Annotated in this window: 11 protein-coding genes, 1 tRNA gene and 1 pseudogene; 6 read left to right on the top strand and 7 right to left on the bottom strand. The window is 59.3% G+C overall.

The window, feature by feature from the left end; all coding sequences use genetic code 11:
* From CKW15_RS05935 to CKW15_RS05945, 3 genes are all read right to left on the bottom strand, one after another.
* Positions 1-864 carry a copper resistance protein B gene (locus CKW15_RS05935; protein WP_095151819.1) on the bottom strand — a complete coding sequence of 288 codons (864 nt, stop codon included), beginning with the start codon at positions 862-864 and terminating at the stop codon, positions 1-3.
* Positions 865-874: 10 nt separating this feature from the next.
* Positions 875-2,581 carry a copper resistance system multicopper oxidase gene (locus tag CKW15_RS05940; protein WP_095151820.1) on the bottom strand — a complete coding sequence of 569 codons (1,707 nt, stop codon included), beginning with the start codon at positions 2,579-2,581 and terminating at the stop codon, positions 875-877.
* A 105-nt stretch (positions 2,582-2,686) separates the two neighbouring features.
* Positions 2,687-3,388, bottom strand: a complete 702-nt coding sequence (locus CKW15_RS05945) for a murein L,D-transpeptidase catalytic domain family protein (RefSeq protein ID WP_095060969.1) — start codon at positions 3,386-3,388, stop codon at positions 2,687-2,689.
* Between the two features lie 81 nt (positions 3,389-3,469).
* Between CKW15_RS05945 and CKW15_RS05950 the strand changes: the two genes are divergently transcribed.
* The 4 genes from CKW15_RS05950 to CKW15_RS05965 all read left to right on the top strand — a co-directional run bounded on the left by CKW15_RS05950 (position 3,470) and on the right by CKW15_RS05965 (position 8,927).
* Positions 3,470-5,224 (top strand): murein L,D-transpeptidase, encoded by a 1,755-nt coding sequence (locus CKW15_RS05950; RefSeq protein ID WP_095151821.1) that lies wholly within the window; start codon positions 3,470-3,472, stop codon positions 5,222-5,224.
* A 123-nt stretch (positions 5,225-5,347) separates the two neighbouring features.
* Positions 5,348-6,919, top strand: a complete 1,572-nt coding sequence (locus CKW15_RS05955; protein ID WP_095151933.1) for a diguanylate cyclase — start codon at positions 5,348-5,350, stop codon at positions 6,917-6,919.
* Positions 6,920-7,188: 269 nt separating this feature from the next.
* On the top strand, positions 7,189-7,983 hold the full coding sequence (locus tag CKW15_RS05960; RefSeq protein ID WP_095151822.1) for an exodeoxyribonuclease III: 795 nt from the start codon (positions 7,189-7,191) through the stop codon (positions 7,981-7,983).
* A gap of 113 nt (positions 7,984-8,096) precedes the next feature.
* The gene (locus CKW15_RS05965) at positions 8,097-8,927 is read left to right on the top strand and encodes an arylamine N-acetyltransferase (RefSeq protein ID WP_095151823.1); all 831 of its coding nucleotides are present in this window, start codon (positions 8,097-8,099) and stop codon (positions 8,925-8,927) included.
* Positions 8,928-8,982: 55 nt separating this feature from the next.
* On the opposite strand, the pseudogene CKW15_RS05970 reads toward CKW15_RS05965, so the two are convergent.
* Both CKW15_RS05970 and CKW15_RS05975 read right to left on the bottom strand, forming a co-directional pair.
* A pseudogene (locus CKW15_RS05970) lies at positions 8,983-9,289 on the bottom strand (BrnA antitoxin family protein).
* Between the two features lie 3 nt (positions 9,290-9,292).
* Positions 9,293-9,484, bottom strand: coding sequence for a hypothetical protein (locus CKW15_RS05975; protein ID WP_256583111.1), 192 nt, complete (start codon positions 9,482-9,484; stop codon positions 9,293-9,295).
* 114 nt (positions 9,485-9,598) lie between these two features.
* Between CKW15_RS05975 and CKW15_RS05980 the strand changes: the two genes are divergently transcribed.
* A complete protein-coding gene (locus CKW15_RS05980; RefSeq protein ID WP_095151825.1) occupies positions 9,599-11,140 on the top strand; it encodes a nucleobase:cation symporter-2 family protein in 1,542 nt (513 codons plus the stop codon).
* A 188-nt stretch (positions 11,141-11,328) separates the two neighbouring features.
* On the opposite strand, the gene CKW15_RS05985 is transcribed toward CKW15_RS05980, so the two are convergent.
* Positions 11,329-11,404, bottom strand: a tRNA-Asn gene (locus tag CKW15_RS05985).
* Between the two features lie 230 nt (positions 11,405-11,634).
* Here CKW15_RS05985 and CKW15_RS05990 point away from each other — a divergent pair.
* Positions 11,635-11,865, top strand: coding sequence for a hypothetical protein (locus CKW15_RS05990; RefSeq protein ID WP_046027137.1), 231 nt, complete (start codon positions 11,635-11,637; stop codon positions 11,863-11,865).
* On the opposite strand, the gene CKW15_RS05995 is transcribed toward CKW15_RS05990, so the two are convergent.
* Positions 11,862-12,071, bottom strand: a complete 210-nt coding sequence (locus tag CKW15_RS05995) for a hypothetical protein (RefSeq protein WP_095060955.1) — start codon at positions 12,069-12,071, stop codon at positions 11,862-11,864. The genes CKW15_RS05990 and CKW15_RS05995 overlap by 4 nt on opposite strands.
* Between the last annotated feature and the right edge of the window lie 177 nt (positions 12,072-12,248).

Raw genomic sequence — 12,248 nt, forward strand, 5'->3', positions numbered from 1 at the left:
TCAGAACCACATCCGAATACCGAGCACGAGGCGAGTTTCGCTGCGGTCCTCGCCTTCGTCGTTGGCGTAGTCGGCGGTGTTGCCGTAGGTGCGGTTCCAGGTCACGCCGAGGTAGGGCGCGAATTCCCGGCGGATTTCGTAGCGCAGGCGCAAACCTGCCTCGGCGTTGGACAGGCCGGAACCGATGCCGCGTTGCGGATCGTTTTTGCCGTAGGCGTTGAGTTCGGCGGTCGGTTGCAGGATCAGCCGATTGGTCAGCAGGATGTCGTAGTCGCCCTCCAGCCGCACGGCGCTCTGGCCGCCTTCGCCGATGAAGGCCGTGGCTTCGGCTTCGAAGTTGTACAGCGCCATGCCCTGCACGCCGAACGCGGCCCAGGTTTGCGGGGCGCCGGGTTTGAAGTCCTGGCGCACGCCGCTGACGACGTCCCACCACGGGGAAATGGCGTGGCCCCACAGGGCCTGGATTTCCGCGTCCTCGGTCACGCCGTTGGTGCGCTCGCCTTCGGAGCGTAGCCACAGGCGATCGATGTCGCCGCCGACCCAGCCGGACAAATCCCAGGCCAGGGTGCTGCCGTCATCGGCGTCCTGCCATTCCAGTTTGTCGGCAAGGAAAAAGGAATTGAACGTGCGGTCATGTACCTGGTGACCGGCGGGATCGACATACACCGCCGCGCGATCGGCATCGGTCAGCACCGGGATCGGCGTGCGGCTTTCGCTGGGGGCGGCGGGCTGCATCTGGCCATCGTCCATGCCTTGCATCTGTCCGAGGTCCATCTGGCTGTGATCCATGCCTTGCATGTCATTGCTGACGGCCATCGCCGTCGAGGTCGCGAGGGCCAAAAAAAACGGGGTGAATCGAATCATGGGATGCGCCTCATTCTTCCACGCGAACTTCACGGAACATGCCCATTTCCATGTGGTACAGGAGATGGCAGTGATAGGCCCAACGGCCGAGCGCATCGGGAGTGACCCGATAGGTGCGCCGGGAGCCCGGTGGCATGTCGATGGTGTGTTTGCGCACCATGAACTGGCCGTTCTCGTCCTCGAGGTCGCTCCACATGCCATGCAGGTGGATGGGGTGCATCATCATCGTGTCGTTGACCAGTACGATCCGCAGTCGCTCGCCGTACTTGAGGCGCAGCGGCTCGGCATCCGAAAACTTCACGCCGTTGAACGACCAGGCGAATTTCTCCATGTGACCGGTCAGGTGCAACTCGATGGTGCGGCCAGGCTCGCGGCCGTCCGGGTCTTCGAAGGTGCTGCGCAGGTCGGAATAGGTGAGCACGCGGCGGCCGTTGTTGCGCAGGCCCATGCCGGGGTCGGCGAGTTTCGGTGAGGTGGACATGGCCTGCATGTCCACCAGCGGGTTGTCGGTTTCCGAGGTCGGGTGGGACTGCATACCGGGCATGTCGCCCATGGCCATGTTGCTGTGATCCATGCCCGCCATGCTGCCGTGGTCCATGCCACCCATGCCCATGTCGTCCATGGTCACCAGCGGTCGTGGGTCCAGTGGTGGTAACGGCGCCGACAAACCGGCCTTCACCGCGAGGGTGCCGCGGGCGTATCCGCTGCGATCCATGGCTTGGGCGAACAGGGTGTAGCTCGCCTCGGAAGGCTCGACGATCACGTCAAAGGTCTCCGCCACGGCAATGCGAAACTCGTCGACGCTCACCGGTTTGATGTGCAGACCGTCCGCCGCGACCACGGTCATTTTCAGGCCGGGAATGCGCACGTCGAAGTACGTCATGGCGGAGCCATTGATGAAGCGCAGGCGCAGCTTTTCACCCGGGCGAAACAGGCCCGTCCAGTTCGTGTCCGGCGCCTGGCCGTTCAACAGGTAGGTGTAAGTGGCGCCACCGACGTCGGCCAGGTCGGTGGGGTTCATCTTCATCTCGGCCCACATTTTGCGATCGGCGACGGTCGCTCCCCAGCCTTTTTCGCTGACGTCGTGGATGAAGTCGCCCACGGTGCGTTTGTTGAAGTTGTAGTAATCGGATTGTTTTTTCAGGGTCTTCATCAGGCTGGCCGGGTCTTGGTCGGTCCAGTCGCTGAGCATCACCACGTAGTCGCGGTCGTACTGAAACGGCTCCGGCTCCTTCGCGTCGATGATCAGCGGGCCATAGACACCAGCCTGTTCCTGAAGCCCTGAATGGCTGTGATACCAGTAGGTGCCGTTCTGCCGCACCTTGAACTGATAGACATACACTCCGCCCGGTTCGATGCCTTTGAAACTCAGCCCCGGTACGCCATCCATGTTGGCTGGCAGCAGGATGCCGTGCCAGTGAATGGAGGTGCTGTCCTTGAGTCGGTTGCGGACGCGCAGCGTAACGGTGTCGCCTTCACGCCAACGCAGCAGCGGGCCGGGGAGGCTGCCGTTGATGGTCATCGCCGTGCGCGGGTTGCCGGTGAAGTTGACCGGAGTTTCACCGATGAGCAGGTCGAAATCGCTGCCGGCCAACACCTGCGGTTCGCCGGGGCTGGTGATCGCCCAGACCGGCGTGCGCCACAGCCCGAGGCCGGCAAAGAGCCCGCCAACGGCCAGGCCTTTGACGAAGGTGCGTCTTGATGTGGGGGTATGCATCGGTTTATCCGCCGTCAGCCTGTTGAACGTGTCGACGAGGCTAACGGTCGGTGTCTTTCAGCAAACTGAGGCGGGGATTACAGTTTTGACAGGTAGATGCGTTGTTTACTGGCGCGACGTGGTCTTGTCCGAAGACGCCACGGTGTTGCCACCGCAATTGATATAAGAAGACGATTTCAACCAGCGCTGGTCCGGGTAATAGGAAAACAACAACTGCCCGTCTTTCATCGAGTCGATCAGCTTCTGCGCAATCGCCGGTCTCACCGCCGGGCAACCCAGGCTTCTGCCGATCCGGCCGTTGGCGCGGGCCAGTACCGGGCTGACATAAGGGGCGCCGTGAATGACGATGGCCCGGTCAAATGCGTTGTCGTTGAAGCCTGGCTCCAGGCCTTCCATGCGCAGGGAATAGCCGTTCTGGCCGCGATAGCTCTGTTGCGTGCGAAACAGGCCGAGGCTGGTGGCGTGGCTTTCGTTCTTGTTGGAAAACAGCGTGGCCATGTTTTCGCCGCTGTTGCGGCCATGGGCAACCAGTTCGTGAAACAGCAACTTGCGGCGTTTAAGATCGAACACCCACAGGCGTTGTTCGGTCGAAGGCAGGGAATAATCGATCACTGCCAGCCTTTGGGCAGCAGGCTTGCCTTGGGCACGGCTGCATTGCGAGGCGCGGACGGCGAGGGCAATCACTTTAGCGTTGGCGTCTGGTGCAGCTTTGACCAGCGCGTTTTCAAGCGAATCGGCGTAGGCTGACGTTACTGAAAGGCTCGTCAGTAAAATGGCAAATAAAAGGCCAGAGCGGATTAGCGCCATAGTCGGGTCTCATCGTGATAATTTCGAGTCTAGCAGCGAGCAGGAAGCAAGCCGTTTGAAACGGGAGATTAAGGATTATCCATGGTGCAATTAACAAGGTTATTCGTCATAAGCCGCATGTTTTTTATGGGCTTTCTGATCAGCGGTGCAGCGATCGCGCAAACTTCGCCGATTGTGCCGGTATCTCCGGCAAGCAACGAAATTGATGCCGCGGCGCCGAATGATGCTATCGGCCAAGCGATCCAGGCAACGCTGGAGCCACTGCGCACGGCGTTTCCGCCGGTGCTGACCTCCAAACGCCATCAGCGCGTGGATGTCGATCGGGTGGTCATGGATTTTTACATGCATCGTCACTATCGCGCCGCGTGGACGGATGACCGCGATGTGACGCAGTTGCTGAAAAGCCTCAACGACACCCAGATCGACGGCCTGAACCCGGCGGACTTCCGCATCACGGAGTTGGCGCAGGCCCATGAAGCGCTGGTGGCGGCCATGCCTTCGACGTCGCAACGGGCGATGTTCGATATGGCGGCGACCCGCACCTTCATTACCGCGTTGCTTCAATTGCGCCGGGGCAAAGTCGATCCGTCGCGGCTGGATATCCACTGGAATTTCGACCCGGCCGGTGTTGATCCCCGCGAGGACATGAACACCCTGTTCGCCGCCCTCGATGCCCATGATGTGGCACGTGCATTTACCCAGGCGCCTCCCCAGGAAATGATTTACCGCGACCTGCGTGAAGGGCTGGCGAAGTTGCGCCAGGTTCGCAGTGCCGGTGGCTGGCCAAAAGTGACCGAGGGCCAATCGCTCAAGCCTGGCATGGAAGGGCTCGCGGTCGGACAACTCCGTGCGCGCCTGGTGGCGGGCGGATATCTGGCTCCTGGCGTGTCGAAAAAAGCCCTCTATGACGACAACGTCATCGCCGCGGTGAAAAAGTATCAGACCGAGCAATACCTGGGCGCCGACGGCGTGGCGGGGGCGGCGACACTGGCGGCGTTGAACGTGCCCGTCGAGGCGCGGATCGATCAGGTGCGGGTAAACATGGAGCGCGCGCGTTGGCTGCTGTACAAGCTGCAGGGCACGTTTGTCATTGTCGATATCGCCGGGTACAAAGTGGCGATGTATCGCGATGGTCTGCCGATCTGGCGTTCGCGGGTGCAGGTCGGTAAACCGGTACGCAGTACGCCGGTGTTCCAGGCCGAGATCACTTACATCACGTTCAATCCGACCTGGACGGTGCCGCCGACGATCCTCAAGCAGGATGTGATTCCGAAAATCCAGAACGACCCGGGCTACTTGGCCGCCAATCGGATTCGTGTGCTGGATCGGGAGGGCAATGTGCTCAGTCCGTCGAGCGTCGACTGGAGCAATCCGCGGGGCATCAGCCTGCGTCAGGACGCCGGGCCCGACAGTTCGCTGGGCCAGGTCGTCATCCGCTTCCCCAACGACTATGCGATTTACCTGCATGACACGCCGCATCGCGAGTTGTTTGCCAAAACCGTTCGGGCCACCAGTTCGGGTTGCATTCGGGTGGAAAACCCGTTGCAACTGGTTGAGTTGCTGTTCAACGACCCGGTCCGCTGGAACAGTGCAGGCATCCAGAAACAACTGGCCAATGGCAGGACCGAAAACATTCGGCTACCGGTGAAAGTGCCGGTGCTGTTGGCTTACTGGACCGTAGACCTGAGCAACGAGGGGCGGGTGACATTCAAGCCGGATATCTACGATTACGATGCCCGGGTGCTGAAAGGGCTGAATGGTCCGACCCGATTGCCGGCACTGGACCTGCGTCGTACTGAAGCGCCGCTGGCGGTAACGGGGGAAAACAGGCAATAGGGCGCGAACAGCGCGCGCCACCCGGCAAGTGGTCGGCTTTTATCCCGGATAACCCCGTAAACTAGGCTCACACCGAGGGATTTGGGTTTTCGCCCATGCCTTGCCCCCAACAGGATGAGCTTTTTGCCTACACGCCTTCACGACTCGCACCACACCCCCGGTGTTGCATTGAAACGCATACCGCTACGCAAGGCGGCGGTGTTGTTCATTGCCACGGTGTGTCTGTGCCTGTGCGGGCTGCTTTACCTGCAGTTGGAACAATCCCGGCGACATGACCTGAGCCTGGCGCAAGTGGCATCGTCGAACCTGACGCGGGCCATGGCGCAACAAGCCGAAGACACGTTCATGAAGGCTGACCTGGTGTTGAGCAGTCTGGTGGACTGGATTCAGCTGGACGGTTTTGGTCCGGAACAGCGGCCGCTTTTGCAAAAAACTTTCGCCCGGCGAGTGCTGGCGCTGAAGCAGCTGCACGGCATCCTGCTGTTCGATCAGAAAGGGCAATGGGTGATCAGTTCGTTTGAAGACCTGCCCCGTGGCGCCGGTGTCGCAGATCGCGATTACTTCAAGTTTCACCAGCAGAACGTGACGTCCTTGGTGCACATCGGCCCGGCAATCCGCAGTCGGGAAAGTGGTGAGTGGATCATTCCGATTTCCAAGCGGATCAACGACAAGAACGGTCACTTCCAGGGCGTGTTGATGGCCGGCATCAAGATGTCGTACTTCGATCAGTTTTTCAAAAGCTTCAGCCTCGATGACAAGGGTTCGATGTTTCTCACCCTGACTGATGGAACGTTGCTGGCGCGTCGTCCTTTTGTCGAGGCGCAGATCGGAACGTCATTGGCGCAGGGCGATATCTTCCAGAAGTTCCTGCCGCTGTCGACCGCCGGCCATGCGACGTTCACTTCCATGATTGATGGCGTCGAGCGCCTCTACGGCTATCGACAACTGGAAACGTATCCGCTGGTGGTTTCGGCGGCATCGTCCCTGGATGCCATTCTCGCCGGCTGGTACGACACCGCGTTTCGCTCCAGCCTCATCGTTGCCCTGGTATTGCTGGGTGTGGGGCTGTTCGGTTGGGTGTTCATTCAACAGGTGCGGGTCGGCGAACGGGTCGAGGCGGATCTGCGTCGCGCGCAGGAAGCGCTGGAGTTGATCGCCACCCATGACAGCCTGACCGGTTTGGCCAACCGTCGCTTGTTCGAGCGGGCGCTGGACGTCGAGTTCGGTCGCGGTGCTCGTCAGGCCAGCCCGCTGAGCCTGATCATGCTCGATATCGATTACTTCAAACGCTACAACGACACCTATGGCCACGTGGTGGGGGATCACTGCCTGGCCGAAGTGGCGCGGGCGCTGAAAAGCTGCTGCCACCGCAAGGCTGATCTGGCGGTGCGTTACGGCGGTGAAGAGTTCGCCGTGTTGCTGCCCGATACCGACATCCATGGCGCCATGACCATTGCCGAGCAAATCCGCCGCAGTGTCATCGACAAAAACATCAGCCACACCGGCTCGCCACATGGCTATGTGACGATCAGCCTCGGTTGCTATTCGTTTGTGCCGAGCGGGCGTGACAGCATGGACGTGTTCATTGAGCGGGCGGATGCGGCGTTGTACCGGGCCAAGCATTCGGGTCGCAACTGCACGGCAACGTTGTTGAGAGAGGTGGGCGTCGAAACGCTGATGCGTTCCGACCGTTGAAGGCTTTTCGACGGTGTTTCACTGGCTTGACACCCGGCCCAAAGGTCCGTTTAACCTGACCATGCGTTTGTACGGGCCGAAGCTTGATGCGTTGAACGGTAAATGGAACCCGGCACCGGTCAAACAACTGTGAATCCTGGGTAAGAAAGCAGCCGATAGCGCTGGATTCAGTTGAGGCGCCGCACGTAGCCTGGACAGGGCAACAGACGCAACCACCGAAAGGGTCAAGTGTCAGACATTGGGCATCTCGTCCTCAGGAGAGTCCGTCCATGAAGAAGCTGCGTATCGCGAAGTTCAACGTCAATGGCATACGTGCCCGGTTGCCAAACCTGTTGGCGTGGCTTGAGCGCGAAAAACCCGACATCGCCTGCTTGCAGGAGCTGAAATCGGTCGACAGTGCGTTCCCTGTCGCCGAACTGGAAGCGGCCGGTTATGGCGCAATTTGGCACGGTCAGGCGTCCTGGAACGGCGTAGCGATTCTGGCGCGTGAGGCGCAGCCGCTGGAGAGTCGGCGAGGCCTGCCGGGCGATGAAGGTGACAGTCATAGTCGCTATCTGGAAGCGGCGGTGCATGGCGTGTTGGTCGGCTGCCTGTATTTGCCTAACGGCAATCCACAACCGGGGCCGAAGTTCGATTACAAACTGGCCTGGTTCGAGCGCTTGATCCGCTATGCCGAGTCACTTCAAAGCAGCGAGCATCCGGTCGTGCTGGCCGGTGATTACAACGTCGTGCCCACCGACCTGGACATCTACAACCCGCGCTCCTGGCTCAAGGACGCGTTGTTGCAACCGGAGAGCCGCGAGTGCTACCAGCGCCTGCTGGACCAAGGCTGGACCGACTCGTTGCGCCACGTGTATCCACACGATCGGCTCTACACCTTCTGGGATTATTTTCGTCAGCATTGGCAAAAGAACTCCGGATTGCGCATCGATCACCTGCTGCTCAATCCCGCCTTGAGTCCTTATCTGCAAGAGGCCGGGGTCGATGCGTGGGTGCGCAACGAACCCCGTGCCAGCGACCATGCGCCGACCTGGATACAGTTGAGCTCGCGCAAGCTGCGTTGAGTTTTTCATGCAGGGCAATTGGCTAAATCAATTGTCGGCGGCACCGGTTCATCCCTTATACATAGCGCCCATTGGCGGAAAGATCCGCCGCTTGCGTGCAAAAGGATTGAACGATGAGCGAACCACGCCTCACACACCTTGCGTTATACCTGCAACGGCTGGGCTTCGATGAGCCGCCAGCGCCGACCCTGGAAAACCTGCGACGGCTTCAATTGCGCCACACTGGCGAATTCCCGTTTGAAAACCTCACCACGCTGTCCGGCGAACCGGTGCTCATCGATCTGCCGTCGATCGAGCAAAAAGTCCTGCACGACGGTCGTGGGGGTTACTGCTACGAACTCAATAATCTGTTCCTGGCCTTGCTCCAGGAATTGGGTTACGACGCCCGCGCCATCAGTGGCCGAGTGGTGATGGGGCAGCCGGAGGGGGCGTGGACGGCGCGGACTCATCGCTTGAGCCTGGTCATCATCGATGACATTCGATACATCACCGACGTCGGCTTCGGCGGCATGGTGCCCACCGCTCCACTGCTGCTGGACTCTCGCGTTGAACAGCTCACGCCTCACGAACCGTATCGCATCGAACCGCACGTCGACGGCTACACCCTGCGCGCTCTTGTCGGTGACGAGTGGCGCGCCATGTACATCTTCGATCTGCAACGCCAGGAAGACATCGATTTCACGGTCGGCAACTGGTACGTCTCGACCCATCCCGAGTCTACGTTCACCCGGCAGCTGATGGTGGCGCGCACCGGGGAGGGCTGGCGACGCACGCTCAACAACGGCAGCTTCGCCATTCACCGTGTCGGCGAGGACAGCAAGCGGCGGCAGGTAAGTGATGTGCAGGCCCTGATTGAGTTGCTACAGACCGAGTTCGGCATTCGTGTTCCGGGCCATGCGCAGTTGCAGCAGACGCTCGAACGATTGATCGAGGTGCCGAAGTAGGCTCAGCGTTGTAAACACCTATCGGGCTGATCTGATTGATCGGCCCGTTTTCGTTTCAGGGCCGAACGCTCGGCTCGATTACGCGTTGAATTTCTTGAAGCGCTTCTGTCAGTTTTTGCTGGAGGTTTTTCAGTTCGTCAGCCGTGATGTCTTTTTTTGAGCAGGCCTGCTTTGTCGCCACCGAGCAATGCCCGGCGCAACGTGTTGTTGATCACCGTCTGGTAACCGTATCCCTCGCTTTCTGCTACTGCCCGTGCGGCCTCGATGACAGCGTCATCAAGCATGATGGTGATGCGTGTCTTGCCTTTGCTGGTGGCCATCGCCCCACGCTTGGCATCGCTGAATTCGTATTCATCTTTCATTGTTCATGCCTCCAGATATTGATGGCGCTCGCGTATACAGGCTAGACACGCGGAATTGATTCGTACGAAATTCGGGTCGCGGTAGATGTGCGGAACGACCAGCAAACGACCTTTTGCATCCATTCCCATGGTGACCCAGCGCTGCTCGTCATGAAATACCGCTTCGGTTTCGGCGAGGCTGACGCCTTGATGCATGACAAATGGACCGGTATCCATTTTGTGACTGATAAGTTGTATACAACTCTATAGACATTTGTCCCGTGTCTTGCATACAGTGTGCGCATAACAAAAACCAGGGAACCCCCTAACATGAAAACGCCCCATGTTTCACACAAACGGCCCGAGGACGAAAACCTAGGGATCGGCGCGAATATGGCTTACGGCCTGCAACATGTTCTGACCATGTACGGTGGCATCGTCGCCGTGCCTTTGATCGTTGGTCAGGCTGCCGGGCTGTCGCCGGCGGACATCGGTTTGTTGATTGCTGCTTCATTGTTTGCGGGGGGGCTGGCAACGCTGCTGCAAACCCTGGGTCTACCGTTTTTTGGTTGTCAGTTGCCGCTGGTTCAGGGCGTGTCGTTTTCTGGCGTCGCCACCATGGTGGCAATTGTCAGCAGTGGCGGGGAGGGTGGCTTCCAGTCGATTCTGGGGGCTGTCATCGCGGCGTCGCTGATAGGTTTGTTGATCACGCCGGTGTTCTCGCGAATCACCAAGTTCTTTCCACCGTTGGTCACGGGGATCGTGATCACCACCATTGGCTTGACGCTGATGCCGGTGGCCGCTCGCTGGGCCATGGGTGGCAACAGCCATGCGCCGGACTTCGGTAGCGTGGCGAACATCGGTCTGGCAGCGGTGACGCTGGTACTGGTGCTGCTGTTAAGCAAAATCGGCAGTGCGACCATCTCGCGTCTCTCGATTCTGCTGGCCATGGTCATCGGTACCATCATCGCAGTGTTCCTCGGCATGGCGGATTTTTCCTCCGTTGGCGAAGGTCCGATGTTCGGCTTCCCGACCCCGTTCCACTTCGGTATGCCAACCTTCCACTTCGCCGCGATCCTGTCGATGTGCATTGTGGTGATGGTGACGCTGGTGGAAACGTCCGCCGACATCCTGGCGGTGGGCGAGATCATCGACACCAAGGTTGACTCCAAGCGTCTGGGCAACGGCCTGCGTGCCGACATGCTGTCGAGCATGATTGCACCGATCTTCGGCTCCTTCACTCAGAGTGCCTTTGCCCAGAACGTCGGGCTGGTGGCGGTCACCGGGATCAAGAGCCGATACGTGGTTGCCACTGGCGGTGTGTTCCTGGTGGTCCTGGGCCTGTTGCCGTTCATGGGACGAGTGATCGCTGCGGTGCCGACTTCGGTGCTCGGTGGTGCCGGTATCGTGTTGTTCGGTACGGTCGCAGCCAGTGGTATCCGTACCCTGTCCAAGGTCGATTATCGCAACAACGTCAACTTGATCATTGTCGCCACTTCGATCGGCTTCGGCATGATCCCGATCGCGGCACCGAACTTCTATGATCATTTCCCGAGCTGGTTCGCGACCATCTTCCATTCGGGCATCAGTTCTTCGGCGATCATGGCTATCTTGCTCAACCTGGCTTTCAACCACCTCACGGCGGGTAACTCCGACCAGCAGTCGGTGTTTGCGGCAGGTACCGAGCGGGTGCTGCGCTATCAGGATCTGGCAGCGTTGCGTGAAGGCGACTACTTCAGCGACGGCAAACTGCATGACTGCGATGGCAAGGAGATTCCAATTGTTGAGCCTGACCATGGGCATGGTCATGGTCATGGTCATGGTCATGGAGAGTCGCCAGCGCTGCATTCGAAAAGCAGTGAGCATGTCTGACGTTTACGTCGACTGAAAAAGGGCCGATCTGTTGAATAGACAGATCGGCCCTTTTTTGTAGATCAAAGGATCGCAGTCTTCTGCAGCTCTTACATAAAACGTAGCCGTGGGCTGCGATCCTTTGTTTTATGCGGACCACAAAAAAGCCCCTGAACCTTTCGGTTCAGGGGCTTCTTGATATTGCTGTCTGGCTCCACGACCTGGACTCGAACCAGGGACCCAGTGATTAACAGTCACTTGCTCTACCAACTGAGCTATCGCGGAATGGCGCCTATGTTACTGATTCAAAAAGAGAAGTCAAGCGCCGGATGATCAGGTGAGCCATTCAAGGGGACGGAAGGTGATTTGTCGGTGATTGGCGGTTACCGGATTCGCTTGCGGGGGCTAACATGGCTGCCCGGAAGTGGTAACACGCGCTGCCGGCCATTCGCCGAAAAGGTACGCGCCATGACTTGCTTGACCACAACACCGCCTCGCAACAACGAGGTGTTCGCATGAGCATCGCTCAAATCAGCCTGCCCAAAGGGGTCGGTCCTCACGCTGAAAAACTGTTCGATGCTATCACTCAGGCCAGCAACGCCGAGGAGTTGAACCGTGCAGGTGGCAAGGCTGAAGGTTTTGTTCTGGGCCTGGAAAGTACCAAAGCGATCAAGAGCCAGGTCGCCGAGTCGCTGTACGTGGCCTATGACGACGCGGCCAGCCAGCGTGCGACCGAACTGGCTTAACCGCCGAAGGTAATCGTGCCTAGCATCAGTTTGGCATAGAGCGCGGTGGCACCCAATTGCACCAGCCACAGGGCCAGGCCACCGAGAAACACACCGGCAGCGACTTGCATGACCAGGTTGTTGCCGCGTTTGGCCGGGGCGCGGGGGATGAAGCGATCCAGGTCATCCAGATCGTCGCGGTCGGCGCGCAGGTCATCGTTTTTCATATCGGCACTCGTCAGAATAGCGGGGCGTACACGAAACCTGCAGGAGCCGGCTTGCTGGCGAAGAGGTCAGAATCTCCGACATCGATGTCGGTCTCCCGAACGCTATCGCCGGCAAGCCGGCTCCTACAAGGGTCTGTGTGCAGTCTAAGGGCTTGGTCCCGTTATTGAGCAATCAAC

It is taken from the genome of Pseudomonas sp. Irchel s3b5, from assembly GCF_900187435.1.
In the GTDB taxonomy this organism is placed as follows: domain Bacteria; phylum Pseudomonadota; class Gammaproteobacteria; order Pseudomonadales; family Pseudomonadaceae; genus Aquipseudomonas.